General features: G+C 53.6%; 19 protein-coding genes, 2 tRNA genes, 3 rRNA genes, 1 pseudogene and 1 other annotated feature. Of the genes and pseudogenes, 19 read left to right on the top strand and 6 right to left on the bottom strand.

The genetic code is table 11. From position 1 onward, the window contains the following. Positions 1-98: 98 nt before the first annotated feature. Entirely contained in the window at positions 99-692 is a 594-nt protein-coding gene (gene grpE, locus ACMGGS_RS00125; protein ID WP_194208108.1) for a nucleotide exchange factor GrpE, read from the top strand. A gap of 37 nt (positions 693-729) precedes the next feature. Here grpE and ACMGGS_RS00120 read toward each other — a convergent pair whose 3' ends face one another. Further along, a complete protein-coding gene (locus ACMGGS_RS00120; RefSeq protein ID WP_414166172.1) occupies positions 730-2016 on the bottom strand; it encodes an HlyC/CorC family transporter in 1287 nt (428 codons plus the stop codon). Between the two features lie 10 nt (positions 2017-2026). Continuing rightward, a complete protein-coding gene (locus ACMGGS_RS00115; RefSeq protein ID WP_276158174.1) occupies positions 2027-2818 on the bottom strand; it encodes an inner membrane protein YpjD in 792 nt (263 codons plus the stop codon). 165 nt (positions 2819-2983) lie between these two features. On the opposite strand from ACMGGS_RS00115, the gene ffh reads away from it, so the two are divergent. The 10 genes and pseudogenes from ffh (at position 2984) to ACMGGS_RS00065 (ending at position 11907) form a co-directional block, all read left to right on the top strand. After that, entirely contained in the window at positions 2984-4345 is a 1362-nt protein-coding gene (ffh, locus tag ACMGGS_RS00110) for a signal recognition particle protein (protein ID WP_414164557.1), read from the top strand. Between the two features lie 232 nt (positions 4346-4577). Further along, entirely contained in the window at positions 4578-4826 is a 249-nt protein-coding gene (gene rpsP, locus ACMGGS_RS00105; RefSeq protein WP_176916907.1) for a 30S ribosomal protein S16, read from the top strand. 18 nt (positions 4827-4844) lie between these two features. Beyond that, positions 4845-5393, top strand: a complete 549-nt coding sequence (gene rimM / locus ACMGGS_RS00100; protein ID WP_176916918.1) for a ribosome maturation factor RimM — start codon at positions 4845-4847, stop codon at positions 5391-5393. A 44-nt stretch (positions 5394-5437) separates the two neighbouring features. Continuing rightward, entirely contained in the window at positions 5438-6175 is a 738-nt protein-coding gene (gene trmD, locus ACMGGS_RS00095; protein ID WP_176916906.1) for a tRNA (guanosine(37)-N1)-methyltransferase TrmD, read from the top strand. Positions 6176-6245: 70 nt separating this feature from the next. Then, entirely contained in the window at positions 6246-6593 is a 348-nt protein-coding gene (gene rplS, locus ACMGGS_RS00090; RefSeq protein WP_006687325.1) for a 50S ribosomal protein L19, read from the top strand. Positions 6594-6728: 135 nt separating this feature from the next. Next, positions 6729-7133: a DUF2946 domain-containing protein gene (locus tag ACMGGS_RS00085; protein WP_276165155.1), complete on the top strand. Its 405-nt coding sequence runs from the start codon at positions 6729-6731 to the stop codon at positions 7131-7133. Between the two features lie 56 nt (positions 7134-7189). Next, positions 7190-8544: pseudogene (locus tag ACMGGS_RS00080) on the top strand (PepSY-associated TM helix domain-containing protein). Between the two features lie 220 nt (positions 8545-8764). Continuing rightward, positions 8765-9835 carry a 3-deoxy-7-phosphoheptulonate synthase AroF gene (aroF, locus tag ACMGGS_RS00075; RefSeq protein ID WP_194208105.1) on the top strand — a complete coding sequence of 357 codons (1071 nt, stop codon included), beginning with the start codon at positions 8765-8767 and terminating at the stop codon, positions 9833-9835. Between the two features lie 10 nt (positions 9836-9845). Continuing rightward, complete coding sequence (gene tyrA, locus ACMGGS_RS00070; RefSeq protein WP_414164556.1) at positions 9846-10967, top strand: bifunctional chorismate mutase/prephenate dehydrogenase; 1122 nt, start codon at positions 9846-9848, stop codon at positions 10965-10967. A 67-nt stretch (positions 10968-11034) separates the two neighbouring features. After that, positions 11035-11907 (top strand): SMP-30/gluconolactonase/LRE family protein, encoded by an 873-nt coding sequence (locus tag ACMGGS_RS00065; RefSeq protein ID WP_276158153.1) that lies wholly within the window; start codon positions 11035-11037, stop codon positions 11905-11907. On the opposite strand, the gene pheA is transcribed toward ACMGGS_RS00065, so the two are convergent. The 4 genes from pheA to bamD form a co-directional block, all read right to left on the bottom strand. Beyond that, entirely contained in the window at positions 11904-13064 is a 1161-nt protein-coding gene (gene pheA / locus ACMGGS_RS00060; protein ID WP_414164555.1) for a bifunctional chorismate mutase/prephenate dehydratase, read from the bottom strand. The genes ACMGGS_RS00065 and pheA overlap by 4 nt on opposite strands. Before the next feature lie 21 nt (positions 13065-13085). Next, positions 13086-13211, bottom strand: a sequence feature (Phe leader region). Beyond that, positions 13163-13210, bottom strand: coding sequence for a pheA operon leader peptide PheL (gene pheL, locus ACMGGS_RS00055; RefSeq protein WP_103678196.1), 48 nt, complete (start codon positions 13208-13210; stop codon positions 13163-13165). (Overlaps the previous feature by 48 nt.) A 103-nt stretch (positions 13212-13314) precedes the next feature. After that, complete coding sequence (gene raiA / locus ACMGGS_RS00050) at positions 13315-13665, bottom strand: ribosome-associated translation inhibitor RaiA (protein ID WP_414164554.1); 351 nt, start codon at positions 13663-13665, stop codon at positions 13315-13317. 258 nt (positions 13666-13923) lie between these two features. Next, entirely contained in the window at positions 13924-14661 is a 738-nt protein-coding gene (gene bamD, locus ACMGGS_RS00045; RefSeq protein WP_276158147.1) for an outer membrane protein assembly factor BamD, read from the bottom strand. Positions 14662-14792: 131 nt separating this feature from the next. Here bamD and rluD point away from each other — a divergent pair, with 131 nt between their 5' ends. The 8 genes from rluD (at position 14793) to rrf (ending at position 24815) form a co-directional block, all read left to right on the top strand. Next, a complete protein-coding gene (gene rluD, locus ACMGGS_RS00040) occupies positions 14793-15773 on the top strand; it encodes a 23S rRNA pseudouridine(1911/1915/1917) synthase RluD (protein ID WP_414164553.1) in 981 nt (326 codons plus the stop codon). Continuing rightward, on the top strand, positions 15770-16501 hold the full coding sequence (gene yfiH, locus ACMGGS_RS00035) for a purine nucleoside phosphorylase YfiH (RefSeq protein ID WP_414164552.1): 732 nt from the start codon (positions 15770-15772) through the stop codon (positions 16499-16501). The genes rluD and yfiH overlap by 4 nt, the downstream gene beginning before the upstream one ends. Positions 16502-16626: 125 nt before the next feature. After that, on the top strand, positions 16627-19200 hold the full coding sequence (gene clpB / locus ACMGGS_RS00030; RefSeq protein ID WP_176916897.1) for an ATP-dependent chaperone ClpB: 2574 nt from the start codon (positions 16627-16629) through the stop codon (positions 19198-19200). Between the two features lie 453 nt (positions 19201-19653). After that, a 16S ribosomal RNA gene (locus tag ACMGGS_RS00025) occupies positions 19654-21195 on the top strand. Positions 21196-21265: 70 nt separating this feature from the next. Beyond that, positions 21266-21342 (top strand) — tRNA-Ile (locus tag ACMGGS_RS00020). A gap of 104 nt (positions 21343-21446) precedes the next feature. Continuing rightward, positions 21447-21522 (top strand) — tRNA-Ala (locus tag ACMGGS_RS00015). A 174-nt stretch (positions 21523-21696) separates the two neighbouring features. Then, a 23S ribosomal RNA gene (locus ACMGGS_RS00010) occupies positions 21697-24603 on the top strand. Between the two features lie 96 nt (positions 24604-24699). Beyond that, positions 24700-24815, top strand: a 5S ribosomal RNA gene (gene rrf, locus ACMGGS_RS00005). The 16S, 23S and 5S rRNA genes sit together here with 2 tRNA genes alongside, the layout of an rRNA operon. Positions 24816-24820 lie beyond the last annotated feature (5 nt).

Below are 24820 nucleotides of genomic sequence, written 5' to 3'. Positions count from 1 at the left end.
ATTGATGACAATGTGAGTGCTTCCCTTGAAACCGGGAAACCGATCCCCATAATAAGCGAAGTTAGCGAGATGAATGCGAAAAAAACGCGGAGAAATTCATGAGTAGTAAAGAACAGAAAACGCCTGAGGGGCAAGCCCCGGAAGAAATTATCATGGATCAGCACGAAGACGTTGAGGCCGTTGAACCAGAGGCTTCTGCTGAGCAGGTGGATCCGCGCGATGAAAAAATTGCGAGCCTTGAAGCGCAGTTAGCAGAAGCGCAGACGCGCGAACGCGAAAGTTTGCTGCGCAGCAAAGCGGAAATGGAAAACCTGCGTCGTCGTACTGAACTGGACATTGAGAAAGCGCACAAATTCGCGCTGGAAAAATTTGTCAACGAACTGCTGCCGGTGGTGGATAGTCTGGATCGCGCGCTGGAAGTGGCAGACAAAGCGAACCCGGATCTGGCTCCGATGGTTGAAGGTATTGAGCTGACGCTGAAGTCGATGCTGGATGTCGTGCGTAAGTTCGGCGTTGAAGTTATCGCTGATACTAACGTACCGCTGGACCCGAACGTACACCAGGCGATTGCGATGGTAGAATCTGAAGAAGTTGCTGCCGGTAACGTGCTGATGGTGATGCAGAAAGGTTATACGCTGAACGGTCGTACAATTCGTGCAGCGATGGTGACGGTCGCGAAAGCGAAAGCGTAACCTTGCGGGCCGGGTTTACCCGGCCCATTTATTCACACTATTCTTTCACACTCTCGCGCAGCGGCTTCACCGGGATCACCCGCACCTGCTTAATCATATTGTCCTGCACGTCCAGAATATCAATATCGTACTGACCAATGCGCACTCGCGTTTCAGCCGCCGGGATCTCCTCCAGCGCTTCAAGCAGCATGCCGTTTACGGTACGCGCATCCTCTTCCGGCAGATGCCAGTTAAAGGCTTTATTGATTTCGCGCACGTTGGCGCTACCGTCGATGATCACTGAACCGTCGTTTTGTGGGGTGACTTCTTCCGCCAGCGTCGGCGACATCGAGGTGGTGAAATCGCCGACGATCTCTTCAAGAATATCTTCAACCGTCACCAGCCCCTGAATATCGCCGTATTCATCTACCACCAGGCCGACTTTCTTTTTATTGCGCTGGAATTTCACCAGTTGCGTGCTGAGCGGGGTACCTTCCGGCACGTAGTAGATTTCATCTGCCGCGCGCAGCATGACCTCTTTGGTGAACTCTTTCTTTTCCTGCATCAGCCGCCAGGCCTCGCGTACCCGCAGCATGCTGATGGTGTCATCCAGTGAATCGCGATACAGCACGATTCGCCCGTGAGGAGAGTGGGTAAGCTGACGGACGATGGATTTCCAGTCGTCGTTAATGTCGATGCCAACGATCTCGTTGCGCGGGACCATAATGTCGTCCACGCTGATCTTCTCCAGATCCAGTATCGACAGCAGCATGTCCTGATTACGCCGTGAGATCTGCGAGCGAGATTCGTTAACCAGCGTGCGCAGTTCATCTTTGCTGAGCGAACCGCTGATCACCACATCCGTTTTGATACCCATCATGCGCATCAGTAGGCGGGTAATGGTGTTGAGAAGCCAGACCAATGGCATCATCAGGATCTGTAAGGGGGCCAGCAGGACGCTACTCGGGTAAGCCACTTTTTCAGGGTAGAGCGCGGCGATGGTTTTAGGCAGCACCTCAGCAAATACCAGCACCACGAACGTGAGGATACCGGTGGCAATTGCTACGCCTGCGTCACCATAAAGACGCATCCCGACAATGGTTCCCAGTGCAGAGGCCAGGATATTGACCAAATTGTTACCAATCAACACCAGGCTTATCAGTCGGTCAGGTTTGCGTAAAAGGGCTTCCACGCGCTTTGCCGGGCGATAACCTTTTTTCGCCAGATGCCTCAGACGATAGCGGTTCAGCGTCATCATGCCGGTTTCAGAACCGGAGAAATAAGCGGAGATGACCACCATGACGATCAGGGTAACGATCAGCGTGGTGGTAGAGATGTGTTCCAGAAGGGACTCCTTAGCTTACGAACTGCTGCACGACACGGCTACCAAAGTAGGCCAGGGTCAGAATGCACGCGCCCGCAACGTTAAACCAGACAACGCGACGGCCGCGCCATCCTTTATGATAGTGGCCCCACAACAGAACGATATAAACAAACCACGCAATAATGGAAAGCACCGCTTTGTCGATATTCTCCACGCTGAAAAGGTTATGCATATAGAACAACCCTGTACACAGCGTCAGGGTGAGCAGCACGACGCCAATCTGCGTAATGTGGAACATTTTGCGCTCAATACTCATCAGCGGCGGCATTTCACTGTTGAAGACCAGCTTCTTATTTTTTAACTGGTAATCGATCCAGGCCAGCTGTAGTGCATAAAGCGCGGCAATAATCAGCGTGGCGTAGGAAAACAGCGACATCCCAATGTGGATCATCATCCCCGGGGTCGTCTCCAGATGGGTGATGAATTCGTTCGGTACGAAGGTGGCGAAAGCGAGGTTGATAAACGCAAACGCATACACAATGGGCAGCAGCAGCCAGCCGCGATTACGCGAGGCGACAATGGTCATCACCGTACAAATCATCAGGCTGACCAACGACCCCACGTTTAGCAGGCTAAGATTCTGGCCACCGTTTCCATCAGGGAAAATGCGCGCTTCCAGAGCAAAAGCGTGACAAACTAGCGCGATAACCGCTGAAAGCATCGCCATGCGCCGCCAGCCGCTATTTTTCTGAAGCAGGCCGGGGATAATCAGCGCCAGGCTGAATGAATAGGCAACAAGAGCGAGCAGCGCAAAAACAGGCATAGGTGTATTGACGGTTCACTGGGAAGAAAGAACGTCAGTATAACGTTACGTGACCTCCGCTCCAACCGTTGCATAACAACAAAGGCGGCTTCATGTTATACTGCGGCAAAATTCTGTAGACGTGTCGCGTGAGCGACCGACCGTTTCCACCTCAGGCGAGAGACAATGTTTGATAATTTAACCGATCGTTTGTCGCGCACGCTGCGCAATATCAGTGGCCGTGGACGCCTTACTGAAGAGAACGTTAAAGAGACGCTGCGTGAAGTGCGTATGGCGCTGCTGGAGGCTGACGTTGCGCTGCCGGTAGTGCGTGAGTTCATCAATCGCGTAAAAGAGAAAGCGGTTGGTCATGAAGTCAATAAAAGCCTGACGCCGGGTCAGGAGTTCGTCAAGATCGTGCGCAACGAGCTGGTTGCGGCGATGGGCGAAGAAAACCAGGTGCTGAATCTGGCCGCGCAGCCGCCCGCCGTGGTGCTGATGGCTGGTCTGCAAGGGGCTGGTAAAACCACCAGCGTCGGTAAGCTGGGTAAGTTTCTGCGCGAGAAGCACAAGAAGAAAGTGCTGGTCGTTTCTGCCGACGTTTATCGTCCGGCGGCCATCAAACAGCTGGAAACGCTGGCCCAGCAGGTCGGCGTCGATTTCTTCCCGTCTGACGTCGGGCAGAAGCCTGTCGATATCGTCAATGCCGCGCTGAAAGAAGCGAAGCTGAAATTCTACGATGTACTGCTGGTGGATACCGCTGGTCGTCTGCACGTAGACGAAGCGATGATGGATGAGATCAAGCAGGTTCACGCTTCTATCAATCCGGTAGAAACGCTGTTTGTCGTCGACGCCATGACCGGTCAGGATGCGGCCAATACCGCGAAAGCGTTTAATGAAGCGCTGCCGTTAACCGGCGTGGTGCTGACCAAAGTCGACGGTGATGCCCGTGGCGGTGCGGCGCTTTCGATTCGTCATATCACCGGCAAGCCAATTAAATTCCTCGGCGTCGGCGAGAAGACCGAAGCGCTGGAGCCGTTCCATCCGGATCGTATCGCCTCCCGTATTCTTGGTATGGGCGACATGCTGTCGCTGATCGAAGATATCGAAAGCAAAGTCGACCGTGCGCAAGCCGAGAAATTAGCCAGCAAGCTGAAGAAAGGTGACGGTTTCGACCTGAACGACTTCCTTGAACAGCTTAAGCAGATGAAAAACATGGGCGGCATGGCAAGCCTGATGGGCAAGCTGCCGGGCATGGGGCAAATTCCGGACAACGTTAAGTCGCAGATGGACGATAAAGTCCTGGTGCGTATGGAAGCCATCATTAACTCAATGACCCTGAAAGAGCGTGCGAAGCCGGAGATCATTAAAGGTTCCCGTAAACGCCGTATCGCTCAGGGCTGCGGTATGCAGGTGCAGGACGTTAACCGCCTTCTGAAACAGTTCGACGATATGCAGCGCATGATGAAGAAGATGAAGAAGGGTGGGATGAAAGGGATGATGCGCGGAATGAAAGGGATGATGCCGCCAGGTTTCCCGGGTCGTTAACCGGCCTGGCTTGTTTGTCATATTGGTTCCGGGGTGTGCTCGTCACCCTCACGTACTTCGTGTACGCCCCGGTAGCTGCGCGCACGCCTGCACCGCAGACGGCCTTCTGCAATAGAGTTTCAACTGTTGATTGCAATTTCCCCAAAAATCAGTAAAATTTTCGGGCTTTTAATATAACACCGGGTCCCTTCCCTCGATGGGACCCGGTGTTTTATTCACACAAGAGGATGTTATGGTAACTATTCGTTTAGCTCGTCACGGCGCTAAAAAGCGTCCGTTCTACCAGGTTGTTGTCACCGACAGCCGTAATGCACGCAACGGTCGCTTCATCGAGCGCGTTGGCTTCTTCAACCCGATCGCCAGCGAAAAAGAAGAAGGCACTCGCCTGGATCTGGATCGCATCGCTCACTGGGTTGGTCTGGGCGCGACCCTTTCCGATCGCGTTGCTGCGCTGATCAAAGAAGCAAAAAAAGCAGCTTAATCTGTCACGGTGGTCATGATGAGCAAACAACTTGCCGCACAAGTTCCCGTTGAACCGGTTGTACTGGGAAAAATGGGTTCTCCCTACGGAATTCGTGGTTGGCTCAGAGTGTTTTCTTCCACCGAAGAGGCCGAAAGCATTTTTGACTATCAGCCCTGGTTTATCCAGAAGGCGGGTCAGTGGCAGCAAATACAGCTGGAAAGCTGGAAGCACCACAATCAGGATTTGATCATCAAGCTGCAAGGCATTGACGATCGTGATGCCGCGAATGTACTGACTAATTGTGAAATTGTCGTAGATTCCTCGCAGTTGCCTGCGCTTGAAGACGGTAGCTACTACTGGAAAGACCTTATGGGTTGCCAGGTAGTCACCACTGAAGGCTACGAGCTGGGTAAAGTCGTCGATATGATGGAAACCGGCTCAAATGACGTGATCGTCATTAAGGCAAACCTGAAAGATGCGTTTGGTATCAAGGAACGTCTCGTACCGTTCCTCGATGGACAGGTTATCAAGAAAGTCGATCTCGCTACTCGTACTATTGAAGTAGATTGGGATCCTGGTTTTTAAACCACCGGATAAACGGTAAATGACGGCGTAGTGGGGATAGGCTTGTGTTTATAGGTATTGTTAGCCTGTTTCCTGAAATGTTTCGCGCAATTACCGATTACGGGGTAACTGGCCGGGCTGTAAAAAATGGCCTGCTGAACATCCAGAGCTGGAGTCCTCGCGATTTCGCGCATGACCGGCACCGTACCGTGGACGAACGTCCTTACGGCGGCGGACCGGGGATGTTAATGATGGTGCAACCTTTACGGGATGCCATTCATGCAGCAAAAGAAGCGGCAGGGGAAGGCGCTAAGGTGATTTATCTGTCACCTCAGGGACGCAAGCTTGATCAAGCGGGCGTCAGCGAACTGGCAACGAATCAGAAACTGATTCTGGTGTGTGGTCGCTACGAAGGCGTAGATGAGCGCGTAATTCAAACCGAGATTGACGAAGAATGGTCTATCGGCGATTACGTTCTCAGCGGTGGTGAGTTACCCGCAATGACGCTGATTGATTCGGTCGCCCGGTTTATTCCGGGGGTTCTGGGTCATGAAGCATCAGCAACGGAAGATTCCTTTGCTGACGGGTTGCTGGATTGCCCCCACTACACGCGTCCTGAAGTGTTAGAAGGGATGGAAGTACCGCCGGTTTTACTGTCGGGAAACCATGCTGAGATACGTCGCTGGCGTTTGAAACAGTCGCTGGGCCGCACCTGGCTTAGAAGACCTGAACTTCTGGAAAACCTGGCTCTGACTGAAGAGCAAGCAAGGTTGCTGGCGGAGTTCAAAAAAGAGCACGCGTAACGGCAACATAGACATGATGGGCAGGCGTAAGCCCCCAAATATCAGTTTACCCAGGATAAGAGATTAAATTATGAGCAACATTATTAAGCAACTTGAACAAGAGCAGATGAAGCAGGACGTACCTTCCTTCCGTCCGGGTGATACCGTGGAAGTGAAAGTATGGGTTGTTGAAGGTTCCAAAAAACGTCTGCAGGCATTTGAGGGCGTGGTTATCGCTATTCGTAGCCGCGGTCTGCACTCTGCATTCACTGTTCGCAAAATCTCCAACGGCGAAGGCGTTGAGCGTGTCTTCCAGACTCACTCTCCGGTAGTTGACAGCATTGCTGTTAAACGTCGTGGTGCTGTACGTAAAGCTAAACTGTACTACCTGCGTGAGCGTACTGGTAAGTCTGCTCGTATCAAAGAGCGTCTTAACTAAGATATCGCTTTCGCGACATCCATATAAAAGGGCTGGCCAGTGGGCTGGCCCTTTTTTCATCCATTGAGAACGCATTGCGTTAACTGTTTCGACATAAATCATTTACAATGTCCGCTCGCAGCGGGAGGGTAAGTGATTAACAACGCACTACGTCAGCCAGGTAAGACACGCACAGCGGCATGGCTCGCGCTGTTTGCGATCCTGCTGATCGTCGTCGCTCCGCTGATTTCCGTCTCTCTGCAACAGGATCCCATGAGTGCCATGCCAGGAATGCATCATGATATGAGCATGATGGCCGACCATGGTGAGCATAATGCGCCGACAACGATGCCTGTCGATCATGGCGAAGCCTGCGGCTACTGTGTGCTGCTGGCGCACGTTCCTGGGCTGCTTCTGGCGCTGACCATCCTGCTGTGCGCTGTGCTGCTCAGACAGAAGACGCAACCGCCGCGCCCGACCGTTAAACACTGGTATTTCTTTCCCTGGTTGTATCCCGATACCCGCGCGCCGCCGCGTGCGTCTGCTTTACCCCAATTCTGATCTGACGTTTATGCGCGCCTGCGTATAGCGCTTTTTGACTTTATCTGAGGAAAAGTATGACAACCTGCACCCCACGCGCGGTATGGATCACCCTGCTGCGGCGTCTTCATTTCTATATTGGCCTGTTTGTCGGCCCCTTTATTTTTGTTGCGGCCTTAACCGGAACGCTCTACGTCGCCACGCCTCAGCTTGAGGCGTGGATCTATGCCGATGCGCTACACGGGACTGTGCAGGGCGACAAACAGTCGCTTGCGCAGCAGATTGCGATTGCAGAGCAGGTGACAGGCGGACATTTGCCCATCCAGGCAGTGCGACCCGGGCTGGAGGCGGGCGAAACGACCCGGGTGATGTATGTCGATCCTGCATCAGGCGTGTCTGAAAGCCGGGCGATTTTTATCGATCCGGTGACGCTTGCGGTGAAAGGGGATATGACGGTTTACGGCACCAGCGGCATTTTACCGTTCCGTCAGTGGATCGACTACGCGCACCGCTCGTTGCTGCTCGGCGATATCGGCAGAAACTACAGCGAGCTGGCCGCATCGTGGATGTGGATTGCAGCGCTGGGAGGGATCACGCTGTGGTTTTTTACCCGTCCTAAACGTCGACTCAACAATCGGGTCCAGAACACTCGCCGCCTGCATGTCACGCTTGGCTGGTTGCTACTGGCGGGCATGCTGCTGTTCTCTGCGACTGGCCTGACATGGTCGCAGTGGGCGGGAGCAAACGTCGATAAAATGCGTGCTGCGTTTAACTGGCTGACGCCGCAGGTGAATACTCAGCTTCAGGGAAAGGCCGACGTTCACGATCCGCATGCGGAACACCATATGCATCACGGTGGAATGGTCATGGCGGATGATAAACCTTCTCTGGCTAATTTTGATGCGGTACTGCATGTCGCGCAGTCCGCCGGGATCGAGGCTAATAACGTCGAAATTCGTCCGGCCCGTAGCGCCGATCGTGCGTGGACCGTCACCGAAATTGACCGTCGCTGGCCGACGCAGGTAGACGCCGTCGCGGTGGACAGTGGAACCATGCAGATCGTCGACAGTACCCATTTTTCTGACTTCCCGCTGATGGCGAAGCTGACGCGCTGGGGCGTGGCTTTCATATGGGTATTTTATTTGGTCTGCCTAACCAGCTGCTGCTGATCGCCTTTGGCATCGCGCTGTGCGTGAGCATTGTTGTTGGCTACCGCTTATGGTGGATCCGCCGTCCGGCTGCTGGTGCATTAACCCCACTATGGCAAAGCGTGGCGCAGCTATCCATAGCGGGGCGGGTGTGTATGCTGATCGGCGCGCTTGCGCTGGGAACGGCGATGCCGGTAATGGGCGCCAGTTTGCTGATTTTTGTGTTGATTGACTATCTGCGCTGGAGAAAAAGCAGTCAACGGATAGCCAGTCAAAGCGTATAAGACTTCTGATGTGCGAAGCCTGAGAGACCGGCTCAGGCTTTTGCACATTAATGATGTAAAGTATTGGTTACAGTATTGATAGCCTGAAAAGGAGATTATTTTACTTGTGTAAACTAAAGTGTACGTATTTTGTATTGAATTCTTTACCGTTTGTGGTATCGTGAATTTCTCCTCTGCTGAGGATCCTTTTATCGCAAACGAGCCAGACAGGATTGCCATCATGCAAAAAGACGCGCTGAACAACGTACATATCGCCGACGAACAGATTTTAATTACCCCGGATCAGCTGAAAGCCGAGTTCCCGCTCAGCGCAGCGCAGGAAGCGCAGATCGCGCAATCGCGTAAAACCATCTCCGACATCATTGCCGGACGCGATCCTCGTTTACTGGTAGTGTGCGGCCCCTGTTCTATTCACGATCCGGAAACGGCACTGGAATACGCTCGTCGATTTAAAACCCTTGCCGCAGAGGTCAGCGATAGCCTCTACCTGGTAATGCGCGTCTATTTTGAGAAACCCCGTACCACCGTCGGCTGGAAAGGATTGATTAACGATCCACACATGGATGGTTCGTTTGATGTTGAAGCCGGTCTGAAAATTGCGCGTCACCTGCTCGTAGACCTGGTCAATATGGGGCTGCCGCTGGCAACCGAAGCGCTGGATCCTAATAGCCCGCAGTACCTGGGCGATCTGTTTAGCTGGTCAGCCATCGGCGCACGCACGACCGAATCGCAAACTCATCGCGAAATGGCGTCTGGTTTATCCATGCCGGTGGGCTTTAAGAACGGCACCGACGGCAGTCTGGCAACTGCCATTAACGCGATGCGTGCTGCGGCGCAATCCCACCGCTTTGTCGGGATTAACCAGGCGGGCCAGGTCTGTCTGCTGCAAACCCAGGGCAACCCGGATGGTCACGTGATCCTGCGCGGCGGCAAAGCGCCGAACTACAGTCCGGCAGACGTGGCGCAGTGTGAAAAAGAGATGGCTCAGGCGGGACTCAAGCCCTCTCTGATGATAGATTGCAGCCATGGGAATTCTAATAAGGACTACCGCCGTCAGCCCGCAGTTGCGGAATCCGCGGTTGCACAAATCAAAGATGGTAACCGTTCCATCATCGGCCTGATGATTGAAAGTAATATTCATGAAGGGAACCAGTCTTCTGAGCAGCCGCGTAGCGCAATGCAATACGGCGTTTCCGTCACCGATGCCTGCATCAGTTGGGAAACGACCGATGCGTTACTGCGCGAAATCGATCGCGATTTGAAGGGCCACATGGCGGCGCGTCTGGCATAAGAGGTTAGTTATGGTTGCTGAGTTGACCGCGTTACGCGATCAAATTGATGAAGTGGATAAGGCGCTGCTGGGGCTGCTGGCTAAGCGTCTGGCGCTGGTGGCCGAAGTGGGTGAAGTAAAAAGCCAGTTCGGCCTGCCGATTTATGTTCCTGAGCGTGAGTCCTCCATGCTGGCGTCTCGGCGTAAAGAAGCTGAGACGCTGGGCGTGCCGCCGGATTTGATCGAAGATGTGCTGCGCCGCGTGATGCGGGAATCCTATTCCAGCGAAAACGACAAAGGCTTCAAAACGCTCTGTCCGACGCTGCGGCCGGTAGTCATCGTCGGCGGCGCGGGTCAAATGGGACGCCTGTTTGAAAAAATGCTCACCCTCTCCGGCTACCGGGTAAAAATCCTTGAAAAAGAGGACTGGGCGCGGGCGGAGGAGATTGTCGCCGATGCGGGAATGGTGATTGTCAGCGTACCGATCCATGCGACGGAGCAGATTATTCACCAACTGCCGACGCTGCCGGAGGACTGTATCCTGGTAGATCTGGCCTCGGTGAAAAACGGGCCGTTGCAGGCGATGCTCGCCGCGCATAAAGGCCCGGTACTCGGGCTGCACCCGATGTTCGGCCCGGACAGCGGTAGCCTTGCCAAGCAGGTGGTGGTATGGTGCGATGGCCGTCAGCCGGAAGCCTACCAGTGGTTACTTGAGCAAATCCAGGTCTGGGGCGCGCGGTTGCACCGCATCAGCGCGGTGGAACACGATCAGAACATGGCGTTTATCCAGGCGCTGCGCCACTTTGCGACGTTCGCCTATGGGCTGCATCTGGCGGAAGAAAACGTGCAGCTGGAGCAGCTTCTCGCACTCTCTTCGCCGATTTATCGTCTGGAACTGGCTATGGTGGGACGCCTGTTTGCCCAGGACCCGCAGCTTTACGCCGACATTATTATGGCGTCAGGCGATAACCTTGCGCTCATCAAGCGTTACTACCAGCGCTTTGGCGATGCCATTCAGCTTCTGGAACATGGCGACAAGCAAGCCTTTATCGATAGCTTCCGTAAAGTAGAGCACTGGTTTGGCGATTACGCGCAGCGTTTCCAGAGCGAAAGCCGGGGTCTACTGCGCCAGGCGAATGATAGCCGTCAGTAATTAAAAATCCTGTATATACTCAAAAGCCAGAGGGGAGACCCGCTGGCTTTTTTATTAGGGAGAAGACATGGCTGTACTGCAACCACTGTTTGAATATACCGGGCATCTGCCGGAATGCCCGACCTGGAGCGAAGAGGAACAGGCGCTCTACTGGGCCGATATTATTGAAGGCGAAATTCATCGTTTTCACCCGCAAAGTGGTGATCATCAGGTGCTTTGCTTTCCTGAAGAGGTGGGCTGTTTTGCGCTCAGGGAGAAGGGTGGTTTCATCGTTGCGTTACGCAATGCTATCTGGCTGACGGATGCGCGCGGCCTGCTGACGCACAAGGTGTGTGATAACCCATCCAACCCCCAACTGGCGCGTTTCAATGACGGTGGCACCGATCGGAACGGGCGTTTTTATGCGGGCACGTTCTGGTCTCCCGGCGATTATAACGGTGCGCTGCTGGTGAGAGTGGATAACGATCTCACCCCGCATGTGATCCAGAGCGATATTCGGGGTGCCAACGGACTTGCTTTTAGCGAAGATGAAAAGTGGATGTACAGCTCCGATACGCCCAATAACGTTATTTACCGTACGCCGCTGGACCACCAGGGTAGGCCGGGGCAGCGTGAAATCTTCCGTCAGTTCGCGGAGGGGGAGGGGAGTCCGGACGGCGCGGCGGTAGATGTTGAGGGTTGCTACTGGAGTGCGATGTTTGACGGCTGGCGCATTGCCCGCTTTTCACCGCAGGGCGAACAGCTGGAGGAGTACCGGCTACCTGTGCGCTGTCCGACGATGATCTGCTTTGGCGGTCCGGAGATGAAAACGCTGTTTATTACCACCACGCGGGAAAATATGGACGCGCAGGAAGTGGCGCAATATCCGCTCTCCGGCGCGATCTTCACCCTGCCTGTGAATGTGGCAGGGGTGAAGAAACGGCCGTTTATTGAAGGTTAAACCGGATCGACCGGCACCACGTTTTCACTCGGATAGCAGCCTAACACTTTCATAGAACGGGTGATTGCAGCCAGCTCTTTAAGCGCGTCCTGCATCGCCCGTGATTCGAGATTGGCCTGGATATCCAGATAAAACATCTCTTCCCACGGGTTACCGTAAATCGGCCGCGATTCCAGTTTGGTCATGATCAAATTGTGGTTGCGCAGCACCAGTAACGCCTCCACCAGCGCGCCAGCCTGCTGGCCGGTGGCAATCAGCAGCGTGGTTTTCGCCGGCACCTGCTCTGAAACGTCGATGGCCTTGCGCGCCAGTACCACGAAGCGGGTGAAATTCTGGCTCTGATTAGCCTGGATACGCTCCAGTACCTGCAGACCGTAAAGCGCGCCGCCCGCTTCGCTACCGAGTGCGGCCGCCTCACCGGATGCCGCCTGCGCCACTTTCTCCATTGCTGCCGACGTGCTTTCGGTATATTCAATCTTCCAGTGTGGATAGCGATTAATAAATTGACTGCACTGCTGGAACGGCTGCGGATGGCTGTAAACCGTCTTGATTTTATTAACGTCAGTGGTGGCCGAAACCAGCAGGCAGTGATCGATAGTCACCGTCATTTCCCCGACAATAGAGAGCGAGGTGTGCTGGAGCAGATCGTAAACATCGTTAATTGAGCCAGAGCTGGTGTTCTCAATCGGCACCACCGCGTAATCGGCCTGCCCGGTTTCGACCTGATTAAAAATGTCGGCGAATTTCGCACAGCCGCTTTCAATAAACTGAGCAAAGTGGCGCGCGGCATACTGACGCGCCGCCAGATGAGAATAAGAGCCTTTGGGACCCAGAAAGGCAACACGTGCCGAATGCGGATTGGTTTTATTCAGGTGCTGCTGAAGGAGAGCCTGCTGAGTCAGGACGGAATCTTCAATAATCAGATGGAACAGACGGGTAATGTAATGGGCGTCAAGTTGGTGGGTTTTTCCAAGCTGAATGAGCCTCTCCAGCAACGCACGCTCGCGGTCGATATCACGCACCGGGCGATGGGAAGTAAGCTTCGCTTTGCCCACTTCCACGGCCAGCCCACGGCGCTCGGCCAGTAATGCCAGTAATTGTTCATCCAGCGCGCTGATTTTATCGCGCAGGGTCAGTAACGGGTTTTCCTCAGTCATAATCTCGCCTGTCTCATGTCCATAAAAAAGGCCCCCCGGAGTGGGAGGCCTTATTGTTCGTCTTCGCATTCTTTATCATACGACGAAACGCCTCCCGTTCAGGGGAAGGTAAAAAAGAATGCGAAGAAAAACGGGATGATTTTCATAGTGAATTCCTGATGTCGGTTTACGTAAAGTACCCGCTCTGTTTTCACTCTGTCAACAAAAAACGCGCCCGGAGGCGCGTTGGCGATACACTCAATATAAGGGATTACTTCTCTTCTTCTTCAACTTCTTCTTCAACGAAGTTGGCGTCTCTCACCGACGTGGTGGCACGGCGCGCTTCGCCTTTGTGCTGCACTTTATTGAGCTGCCGTTCCAGCTTGTTGATCAATTCGTTAATGGCGGCGTACATATCTTCATGTTTGGCGCTGGCAACAAGGTGTCCATTAGGCGTATTCATTGTTGCATCAGCAGTAAACCCCTGCGGTTCTTTTGACAGAATAATGTGCGGGTTTATCAGGTGAGTTTGCCATTTATCAAGTTTGGCGAGACGGTCGGCGACATGTTGGCGTATTGCCGGGGTGATTTCCATTTGCTTGCTGGTAATGTTCACTGTCATAAATTTTACCTCTTGTCTTTCCGTCTTGGTAACTTCAGCATAACGCGCCCAATGGCAATTTGCGTGATTAAAATCACATTTTTTTGTCACTTTTTGTCAGCAAAGACTTTTTGTGAGGCAGAACATGAAGAGGCGTTTTTTTGCTTGAAGTAAGCGAAATTACCCGCCATATTCGATGGGATGATCTGAGTCGAATCACTCAGCAAGCGGTAAAAAAACGGCAGCCCGCAGGCTGCCGTTTTGTCTTTCCAGGGAAAATCAGGTGTTGCTGCTGTTGGCGGCAATGATTTTCGCTACTTTCTCAGCCTGAGTATTCATCTGCATTTCACGGTAAGCGTTTTCCATCAGCGGCAGAGCGTCGCGAGTGGCCTGCGTATCAGGGTAGTCGCGCAACATACCTTCAACACGGTTAACCACCGCTACCCACGCGCCACGCTGGGTATAATATTCCGCAACGGAGTACTCATACTTAGACAGACGATCTTTCAGGAATACCAGACGCTTAGTAGCATCGGTCACATACTGGCTGTTCGGATAACCCCGTACCAGTTTAGAGAAATCGTTAAACGCATCGCGGGCATGCAGCGGATCGCGATCGCTACGATCGACGCCGAAGAAGCCCTGAAGTGCGCTATCGTCCAGCGCCATGTTGGTCAACCCACGCATGTACATCACATAGTCGATGTTAGGATGGGTTGGATTCAGGCGCATAAAGCGATCGATAGAGGCCTGGGCCAGCGGCAGATCGGCATTCTTATAATATGCGTAGATCAGATCCAGCTGTACTTGCTGAGAGTAAGGGCCAAATGGATAACGATTATCCAGCGCTTCCAGTTGCGTTATTGCTTGTTTCCAGTTACCGTCCTGCAGTTTTTGCTGAGCAGTCGCGTAGATTTCCGCAGGCGGATTATCAGGTACCTCTTCCTTTGAGCCGGAGCATCCCACCAAAGCCAGGCTCAGTGTGGCTGCTGCCACCAGATATTTCATGCGCGTCATGACGTTTTGACTTCCTCAGAATGTTTATGCGGGAGATTAACTGTTCCTGCTCCCGATTAAGACCAGCTACAATAGCACACTATATTATACGGCAAAGCCGTAAAACCCAACGTTAAACGAAGAAGCTGTCTATGGCACAACTAGTACAACTCACCGCAACGGTGTCCGAAACTCAACTCGGTCAACGCTTAGATCAGGCTTTGGCCGAATTGTTCCCTGATTATTCGCGATCGCGAATAAAAGATTGGATCCTCGGTCAACAAGTGCAGGTCAACGGCAAAATTTGCGACAAACCGAAAGAAAAAGTGTTGGGTGGAGAAAGCGTCGCCATCAATGCTGAAATCGAAGAGGAAGCCCGCTTCGAGCCGCAGGACATCCCGCTGAATATCGTCTACGAAGACGACGATATCCTCGTCATTAATAAACCGCGCGATTTCGTGGTCCACCCTGGCGCGGGCAACCCGGATGGGACAGTGCTGAATGCGCTGCTGCATTACTATCCGCCGATTGTCGATGTTCCGCGTGCGGGTATCGTTCACCGTCTGGATAAAGACACTACCGGTCTGATGGTGGTGGCAAAAACCGTCCCGGCGCAGACCCGGCTGGTGGAATCGCTGCAGCTACGCGAAATAACCCGCGAATATGAAGCGGTGGCGATCGGCCATATGACGGCGGGCGGAACGGTAAGCGAGCCGATCAGCCGTCATCCGACCAAACGCACGCATATGTCCGTTCATCCGATGGGTAAACCGGCGGTCACGCACTATCGCATCATGGAGCATTTCCGTATTCATACGCGCCTGCGTTTGCGTCTGGAAACCGGGCGTACTCACCAGATCCGCGTGCATATGTCACACATCACGCACCCGCTGGTCGGCGATCAGCTCTACGGTGGTCGTCCGCGTCCGCCGAAAGGCGCCTCGGAAGAATTTATTAGCGAACTGCGCAAATTTGATCGTCAGGCGCTGCACGCGACCATGTTGCGTCTGTATCATCCCATCAGCGGGATTGAGATGGAATGGCATGCGCCAATCCCACAGGACATGGTCGATCTTATTGCCGCCATGCGTGCCGATTTTGAAGAACATAAGGATGATGTTGCCTGGCTATGACAAATGTGATCGTCCCGCAATGGCCCGCGCCGGAAGGCGTAGGGGCCTGTAGCTCTACGCGTATCGGCGGCGTCAGCCTGCCGCCGTATGACTCTCTGAACCTGGGAGCACACTGTGGCGATAACCCGGAACATGTCGAGGAGAACCGCACACGACTGTTTGCTGCGGGCGGTCTGCCTTCAAAGCCTGTCTGGCTTGAACAGGTCCACGGTACAGCGGTGTTGCCGCTTACCGGCGGGCCATACCTCTCTAAACGGGCTGACGCATCCTATAGCGCGACGCCCGGCACCGTGTGTGCGGTCATGACCGCGGATTGTTTGCCTGTTTTATTCTGTAACCGGGCCGGAACCGAAGTGGCCGCGGCGCATGCAGGATGGCGCGGGTTATGTGAAGGCATGCTGGAAGAGACCCTCGCGTGCTTTAATGACAAACCTGAAAATATTCTGGCTTGGCTTGGGCCGGCGATCGGTCCTGAGGCATTTGAAGTCGGCGCGGAAGTGCGCGAGGCTTTTATGGCAAAAGCGGCTGAAGCCGTCAGTGCATTTCGTCCCGCCGGTGAAAAATACTTCGCCGATATTTACCTGCTGGCCCGTCAGCGGCTGGCCAGCGCCGGGGTGACTAATATCTACGGCGGGGACCGCTGCACGTTTAGCGAAAAGCAGCAATTTTTCTCTTATCGACGCGACAAAACAACGGGCCGTATGGCAAGTTTCGTTTGGCTGAGATAACCTATAGAATCAAGACGATCCAGACGTAACTTTTTTTTCACATACTCAGGTCTTTAACCTTGAATAATTGAGGGATGACCTCATTTAATCTCCAGTAGCAAATTTGACCTGTTATGGGAGGAATCATGCGTCTGGATCGTCTTACCAACAAATTCCAGCTTGCTCTTGCCGATGCCCAGTCTCTTGCACTTGGGCAAGACAACCAGTTTATCGAACCCCTGCACTTAATGAGCGCCTTGCTGAATCAGGAAGGGGGATCGGTGCGTCCTTTACTCACCTCGGCTGGCGTGAATGCCGGTCAGCTTCGCACGGCTATCGATCAGGCGTTAAGCCGTTTACCGCAGGTGGAAGGCACCGGCGGCGACGTGCAACCGTCTCAGGATCTGGTGCGCGTGCTGAATCTTTGCGACAAGCTGGCGCAAAAACGGGGCGACAACTTTATCTCGTCGGAACTGTTTGTTCTGGCGGCGCTTGAATCACGCGGTACGCTGACCGACCTGCTGAAATCAGCCGGGGCGACGACGGCGAATGTGACACAGGCGATTGAACATATGCGCGGAGGTGACAGCGTGAACGATCAGGGGGCCGAAGACCAGCGTCAGGCCCTGAAAAAATATACCGTCGATCTGACCGAGCGCGCCGAGCAGGGTAAACTTGACCCGGTCATTGGCCGCGACGAAGAAATCCGCCGTACGATCCAGGTTCTGCAACGGCGTACCAAAAATAACCCGGTGCTGATTGGTGAGCCTGGGGTCGGTAAGACCGCCATTGTCGAAGGGCTGGCGCAGCGTATCGTTAATGGCGAGGTGCCGGAGGGCTTAAAAGGCCGTCGGGTGCTGGCGCTGGATATGGGCGCGCTGGTGGCGGGGGCGAAATACCGCGGTGAATTTGAAGAGCGGCTGAAAGGCGTGCTTAACGATCTGTCAAAACAGGAAGGCAATGTGATCCTGTTTATCGACGAACTACACACGATGGTTGGCGCGGGTAAAGCGGACGGCGCGATGGATGCCGGCAACATGCTGAAACCGGCGCTGGCCCGCGGCGAGCTGCACTGCGTAGGTGCCACGACACTGGACGAATATCGTCAGTACATCGAAAAAGATGCGGCGCTGGAACGTCGTTTCCAGAAAGTGTTCGTTGCCGAGCCGTCAGTGGAAGATACCATCGCGATCCTGCGCGGCCTGAAAGAACGCTATGAACTGCATCATCACGTGCAGATCACCGACCCGGCGATTGTTGCGGCGGCCACGTTATCGCATCGCTATATTGCGGATCGTCAACTGCCGGATAAAGCCATCGACCTGATTGACGAAGCCGCATCCAGCATTCGTATGCAGATCGACTCGAAGCCGGAAGAGCTGGACCGCCTGGATCGCCGTATCATTCAGTTGAAACTGGAACAGCAGGCGCTGAAAAAAGAATCGGATGAAGCCAGTCTGAAGCGTCTGGATATGCTTAACGAAGAGTTAAGTGAAAAAGAGCGTCAGTATTCTGAACTGGAAGAAGAGTGGAAAGCGGAGAAAGCGTCTCTCTCCGGGACTCAGACGATTAAAGCCGAGCTGGAGCAGGCGAAAATCGCCATTGAGCAGGCGCGGCGTGTAGGCGATTTGGGCCGAATGTCTGAACTTCAGTACGGCAAAATTCCCGAGCTGGAAAAACAGCTGGCGGCGGCAACGCAGTCTGAAGGCAAAACCATGCGCCTGCTGCGTAATAAAGTCACCGATGCGGAAATTGCAGAGGTGCTGGCGCGCTGGACGGGGATCCCCGTCGCCAGAATGCTTGAAGGCGAGCGTGAGAAACTGCTGCGTATGGAGCAGGAGCTGCATAGCCGTGTGATTGGGCAGAATGAAGCCGTTGAGGCGGTATCGAATGCGATTCGCCGTAGCCGTGCGGGCCTGTCCGATCCAAACCGTCCGATTGGTTCGTTCCTGTTTCTGGGGCCGACCGGCGTGGGTAAAACGGAACTGTGTAAAGCGCTGGCTAACTTTATGTTCGACAGCGATGACGCGATGGTGCGTATCGATATGTCCGAGTTTATGGAGAAACATTCCGTCTCACGTCTGGTCGGTGCGCCTCCGGGATATGTCGGCTATGAAGAGGGTGGGTACCTGACGGAAGCGGTGCGTCGTCGTCCCTATTCCGTCATCTTGCTGGATGAAGTAGAGAAGGCGCATCCGGATGTATTCAACATTCTGCTACAGGTGCTTGACGATGGACGTCTGACCGACGGACAGGGGAGAACGGTCGACTTCCGTAATACGGTAGTGATCATGACTTCAAACCTGGGGTCGGACCTGATTCAGGAACGCTTTGGCGATCTGGACTATGGCAGTATGAAGGAACTGGTGCTCGGCGTAGTCAGTCATAGCTTCCGGCCGGAGTTCATTAACCGTATTGATGAAGTGGTTGTGTTCCATCCATTAGGTGAAAAACATATTGCTTCAATTGCGCAGATCCAGTTGCAACGTCTGTATAAACGTCTGGAAGAACGTGGCTATGAAGTTCACATTTCCGATGAGGCACTGCAATTGCTCAGCCAGAATGGTTACGATCCGGTTTATGGTGCACGACCTCTGAAACGAGCCATCCAGCAACAGATCGAAAACCCGCTGGCGCAGCAGATCCTTTCCGGGGCGTTAATTCCGGGAAAAGCAATCAAGCTGATCGTACAGGATGAGCGCATCGCTGCCGTACAGTAAGTGAGTGGTAATGCTAAACGGACCCTGCGGGGTCCGTTTTTGTTTAAATAATGAGCTAAAAAGAGACCTTTTTACCGGGTTTGGATGAAAAATAAGCGAACGATAGGTTTTTTTAAATTTATACTTGTCAGCCCGGAATAACCCCCTATAATGCGCCTCCACTGACACGGAACAACGGCAAACAAGCCGACCGGTTAGCGAGGCTCCTCCGGGAACCTCAGCAGAGAAAAGCGAAATTAACGCTTGACTCTGAAAGAGGAAAGCGTAATATACGCCACCTCGCGACGGTGAGCTGTAAGCCGCGTCGCAACTGCTCTTTAACAATTTATCAGACAATCTGTGTGGGCACTCGAAGATACGGATTCTTAAACGTCGAAAGACGAAAAAGAAATACCAAGTCTCAGAGTGAACACGTAATTCATTACGAAGTTTAATTCTTTGAGCATCAAACTTAAATTGAAGAGTTTGATCATGGCTCAGATTGAACGCTGGCGGCAGGCCTAACACATGCAAGTCGAACGGTAACAGGAAGCAGCTTGCTGCTTCGCTGACGAGTGGCGGACGGGTGAGTAATGTCTGGGAAACTGCCTGATGGAGGGGGATAACTACTGGAAACGGTAGCTAATACCGCATAACGTCTTCGGACCAAAGAGGGGGACCTTCGGGCCTCTTGCCATCGGATGTGCCCAGATGGGATTAGCTAGTTGGTGGGGTAACGGCTCACCAAGGCGACGATCCCTAGCTGGTCTGAGAGGATGACCAGCCACACTGGAACTGAGACACGGTCCAGACTCCTACGGGAGGCAGCAGTGGGGAATATTGCACAATGGGCGCAAGCCTGATGCAGCCATGCCGCGTGTATGAAGAAGGCCTTCGGGTTGTAAAGTACTTTCAGCGGGGAGGAAGGCGATAAGGTTAATAACCTTGTCGATTGACGTTACCCGCAGAAGAAGCACCGGCTAACTCCGTGCCAGCAGCCGCGGTAATACGGAGGGTGCAAGCGTTAATCGGAATTACTGGGCGTAAAGCGCACGCAGGCGGCGTGTCAAGTCGGATGTGAAATCCCCGGGCTCAACCCGGGAACTGCATTCGAAACTGGCATGCTAGAGTCTTGTAGAGGGGGGTAGAATTCCAGGTGTAGCGGTGAAATGCGTAGAGATCTGGAGGAATACCGGTGGCGAAGGCGGCCCCCTGGACAAAGACTGACGCTCAGGTGCGAAAGCGTGGGGAGCAAACAGGATTAGATACCCTGGTAGTCCACGCCGTAAACGATGTCGACTTGGAGGTTGTGCCCTTGAGGCGTGGCTTCCGGAGCTAACGCGTTAAGTCGACCGCCTGGGGAGTACGGCCGCAAGGTTAAAACTCAAATGAATTGACGGGGGCCCGCACAAGCGGTGGAGCATGTGGTTTAATTCGATGCAACGCGAAGAACCTTACCTGGTCTTGACATCCACAGAACCTGGCAGAGATGCCGGGGTGCCTTCGGGAACTGTGAGACAGGTGCTGCATGGCTGTCGTCAGCTCGTGTTGTGAAATGTTGGGTTAAGTCCCGCAACGAGCGCAACCCTTATCCTTTGTTGCCAGCGGTCCGGCCGGGAACTCAAAGGAGACTGCCAGTGATAAACTGGAGGAAGGTGGGGATGACGTCAAGTCATCATGGCCCTTACGACCAGGGCTACACACGTGCTACAATGGCATATACAAAGAGAAGCGACCTCGCGAGAGCAAGCGGACCTCATAAAGTATGTCGTAGTCCGGATCGGAGTCTGCAACTCGACTCCGTGAAGTCGGAATCGCTAGTAATCGTGGATCAGAATGCCACGGTGAATACGTTCCCGGGCCTTGTACACACCGCCCGTCACACCATGGGAGTGGGTTGCAAAAGAAGTAGGTAGCTTAACCTTCGGGAGGGCGCTTACCACTTTGTGATTCATGACTGGGGTGAAGTCGTAACAAGGTAACCGTAGGGGAACCTGCGGTTGGATCACCTCCTTACCTTAAAGAACCGCCTTTGTAGTGCTCACACAGATTGTCTGATGAAAAACGGGCAGTAAAAAATCTCTGCAGGCTTGTAGCTCAGGTGGTTAGAGCGCACCCCTGATAAGGGTGAGGTCGGTGGTTCAAGTCCACTCAGGCCTACCAAATTTTCCCTGAATGCTGCGTTGTGGCAACGCTCACATACATAAGTATGCTTCGCGTCACCACGCCTTGCCTCAGGAAAAATTCCGGTGAGCGAGATTTACGATGGGGCTATAGCTCAGCTGGGAGAGCGCCTGCTTTGCACGCAGGAGGTCTGCGGTTCGATCCCGCATAGCTCCACCATCCTTTACTGTCCGAAACAAGAAAACTTCAGAGTGTACCTGAGAAGGTTCACTGCGAAGTTTTGCTCTTTAAAAATCTGGATCAAGCTGAAAATTGAAAAACACTGAACAACGTGAGTTGTTCGTGGGTCTCTCAAATTTTCGCAACGCGAAGTGAAACCGCTTCGGGTTGTGAGGTTAAGCGACTAAGCGTACACGGTGGATGCCCTGGCAGTCAGAGGCGATGAAGGGCGTGCTAATCTGCGATAAGCGCCGGTAAGGTGATATGAACCGTTATAACCGGCGATACCCGAATGGGGAAACCCAGTGTGACTCGTCACACTATCATGTCATGAATACATAGTGGCATGAGGCGAACCGGGGGAACTGAAACATCTAAGTACCCCGAGGAAAAGAAATCAACCGAGATTCCCCCAGTAGCGGCGAGCGAACGGGGAGGAGCCCGGAGTCTGAATCAGCATGCGTGTTAGTGGAACGGTCTGGAAAGTCCGGCGGTACAGGGTGATAGTCCCGTACACCAAAATGCACATGCTGTGAACTCGAAGAGTAGGGCGGGACACGTGGTATCCTGTCTGAATATGGGGGGACCATCCTCCAAGGCTAAATACTCCTGACTGACCGATAGTGAACCAGTACCGTGAGGGAAAGGCGAAAAGAACCCCGGCGAGGGGAGTGAAAAAGAACCTGAAACCGTGTACGTACAAGCAGTGGGAGCCTCTTTTATGGGGTGACTGCGTACCTTTTGTATAATGGGTCAGCGACTTATATTCTGTAGCAAGGTTAACCGTATAGGGGAGCCGGAGGGAAACCGAGTCTTAATTGGGCGTTAAGTTGCAGGGTATAGACCCGAAACCCGGTGATCTAGCCATGGGCAGGTTGAAGGTTGGGTAACACTAACTGGAGGACCGAACCGACTAATGTTGAAAAATTAGCGGATGACCTGTGGCTGGGGGTGAAAGGCCAATCAAACCGGGAGATAGCTGGTTCTCCCCGAAAGCTATTTAGGTAGCGCCTCGTGAATTCATCTTCGGGGGTAGAGCACTGTTTCGGCCAGGGGGTCATCCCGACTTACCGATCCGATGCAAACTGCGAATACCGAAGAATGTTATCACGGGAGACACACGGCGGGTGCTAACGTCCGTCGTGAAGAGGGAAACAACCCAGACCGCCAGCTAAGGTCCCAAAGTCATGGTTAAGTGGGAAACGATGTGGGAAGGCCCAGACAGCCAGGATGTTGGCTTAGAAGCAGCCATCATTTAAAGAAAGCGTAATAGCTCACTGGTCGAGTCGGCCTGCGCGGAAGATGTAACGGGGCTAAACCATGCACCGAAGCTGCGGCAGCGACGCTTATGCGTCGTTGGGTAGGGGAGCGTTCTGTAAGCCGTTGAAGGTGGCCTGTGAGGGCTGCTGGAGGTATCAGAAGTGCGAATGCTGACATAAGTAACGATAATGCGGGTGAAAAACCCGCACGCCGGAAGACCAAGGGTTCCTGTCCAACGTTAATCGGGGCAGGGTGAGTCGACCCCTAAGGCGAGGCCGAAAGGCGTAGTCGATGGGAAACGGGTTAATATTCCCGTACTTGGTGTTACTGCGAAGGGGGGACGGAGAAGGCTATGTCGGCCGGGCGACGGTTGTCCCGGTTTAAGCGTGAAGGTGGGTGTTCCAGGTAAATCCGGAACGCTGTTAACACTGAGGCGTGATGACGAGGCACCACGGTGCTGAAGTGACAAATGCCCTGCTTCCAGGAAAAGCCTCTAAGCATCAGGTAACACGAAATCGTACCCCAAACCGACACAGGTGGTCAGGTAGAGAATACCAAGGCGCTTGAGAGAACCCGGGTGAAGGAACTAGGCAAAATGGTGCCGTAACTTCGGGAGAAGGCACGCTGGTGCGTAGGTGAAGTCACTTGCTGATGGAGCTGAAACCAGTCGAAGATACCAGCTGGCTGCAACTGTTTATTAAAAACACAGCACTGTGCAAACACGAAAGTGGACGTATACGGTGTGACGCCTGCCCGGTGCCGGAAGGTTAATTGATGGGGTTATCGCAAGAGAAGCTCCTGATCGAAGCCCCGGTAAACGGCGGCCGTAACTATAACGGTCCTAAGGTAGCGAAATTCCTTGTCGGGTAAGTTCCGACCTGCACGAATGGCGTAATGATGGCCAGGCTGTCTCCACCCGGGACTCAGTGAAATTGAACTCGCTGTGAAGATGCAGTGTACCCGCGGCAAGACGGAAAGACCCCGTGAACCTTTACTATAGCTTGACACTGAACATTGAGCCTTGATGTGTAGGATAGGTGGGAGGCTTTGAAGCGTGGACGCCAGTCTGCGTGGAGCCGACCTTGAAATACCACCCTTTAATGTTTGATGTTCTAACCTGGCGCCATAATCTGGCGTGGGGACAGTGTCTGGTGGGTAGTTTGACTGGGGCGGTCTCCTCCTAAAGCGTAACGGAGGAGCACGAAGGTCAGCTAATCCTGGTCGGACATCAGGAGGTTAGTGCAATGGCATAAGCTGGCTTGACTGCGAGCGTGACGGCGCGAGCAGGTGCGAAAGCAGGTCATAGTGATCCGGTGGTTCTGAATGGAAGGGCCATCGCTCAACGGATAAAAGGTACTCCGGGGATAACAGGCTGATACCGCCCAAGAGTTCATATCGACGGCGGTGTTTGGCACCTCGATGTCGGCTCATCACATCCTGGGGCTGAAGTAGGTCCCAAGGGTATGGCTGTTCGCCATTTAAAGTGGTACGCGAGCTGGGTTTAGAACGTCGTGAGACAGTTCGGTCCCTATCTGCCGTGGGCGCTGGAGAACTGAGGGGGGCTGCTCCTAGTACGAGAGGACCGGAGTGGACGCATCACTGGTGTTCGGGTTGTCATGCCAATGGCACTGCCCGGTAGCTAAATGCGGAAGAGATAAGTGCTGAAAGCATCTAAGCACGAAACTTGCCCCGAGATGAGTTCTCCCTGAGACTTAAAGTCTCCTGAAGGAACGTTAAAGACGATGACGTTGATAGGCCGGGTGTGTAAGCGCAGCGATGCGTTGAGCTAACCGGTACTAATGAACCGTGAGGCTTAACCTTACAACGCCGAAGCTGTTTTGGCGGATTTGAGAGAATATTTTCAGCCTGATTACAGATTAATCAGTGTGCGGAATGCACCCTGATAAACAGAATTTGCCTGGCGGCACTAGCGCGGTGGTCCCACCTGACCCCATGCCGAACTCAGAAGTGAAACGCCGTAGCGCCGATGGTAGTGTGGGGTCTCCCCATGCGAGAGTAGGGAACTGCCAGGCATCAA

Source organism: Superficieibacter sp. BNK-5 (genome assembly GCF_047456055.1).
Classification (GTDB): Bacteria; Pseudomonadota; Gammaproteobacteria; order Enterobacterales; family Enterobacteriaceae; genus Superficieibacter.
This window is presented reverse-complemented; position numbering and strand designations above follow the sequence as displayed.

Excerpts from the sequence above, each read along its gene's own strand:
- grpE (WP_194208108.1), top strand. The coding sequence starts at position 99 with ATGAGTAGTAAAGAACAGAAAACGCCTGAGGGGCAAGCCCCGGAAGAA.
- ACMGGS_RS00115 (WP_276158174.1), bottom strand. The coding sequence starts at position 2,818 with ATGCCTGTTTTTGCGCTGCTCGCTCTTGTTGCCTATTCATTCAGCCTG.
- ffh (WP_414164557.1), top strand. The coding sequence starts at position 2,984 with ATGTTTGATAATTTAACCGATCGTTTGTCGCGCACGCTGCGCAATATC.
- rpsP (WP_176916907.1), top strand. The coding sequence starts at position 4,578 with ATGGTAACTATTCGTTTAGCTCGTCACGGCGCTAAAAAGCGTCCGTTC.
- rimM (WP_176916918.1), top strand. The coding sequence starts at position 4,845 with ATGAGCAAACAACTTGCCGCACAAGTTCCCGTTGAACCGGTTGTACTG.
- rplS (WP_006687325.1), top strand. The coding sequence starts at position 6,246 with ATGAGCAACATTATTAAGCAACTTGAACAAGAGCAGATGAAGCAGGAC.
- aroF (WP_194208105.1), top strand. The coding sequence starts at position 8,765 with ATGCAAAAAGACGCGCTGAACAACGTACATATCGCCGACGAACAGATT.
- tyrA (WP_414164556.1), top strand. The coding sequence starts at position 9,846 with ATGGTTGCTGAGTTGACCGCGTTACGCGATCAAATTGATGAAGTGGAT.
- ACMGGS_RS00065 (WP_276158153.1), top strand. The coding sequence starts at position 11,035 with ATGGCTGTACTGCAACCACTGTTTGAATATACCGGGCATCTGCCGGAA.
- pheA (WP_414164555.1), bottom strand. The coding sequence starts at position 13,064 with ATGACTGAGGAAAACCCGTTACTGACCCTGCGCGATAAAATCAGCGCG.
- raiA (WP_414164554.1), bottom strand. The coding sequence starts at position 13,665 with ATGACAGTGAACATTACCAGCAAGCAAATGGAAATCACCCCGGCAATA.
- bamD (WP_276158147.1), bottom strand. The coding sequence starts at position 14,661 with ATGACGCGCATGAAATATCTGGTGGCAGCAGCCACACTGAGCCTGGCT.
- rluD (WP_414164553.1), top strand. The coding sequence starts at position 14,793 with ATGGCACAACTAGTACAACTCACCGCAACGGTGTCCGAAACTCAACTC.
- yfiH (WP_414164552.1), top strand. The coding sequence starts at position 15,770 with ATGACAAATGTGATCGTCCCGCAATGGCCCGCGCCGGAAGGCGTAGGG.
- clpB (WP_176916897.1), top strand. The coding sequence starts at position 16,627 with ATGCGTCTGGATCGTCTTACCAACAAATTCCAGCTTGCTCTTGCCGAT.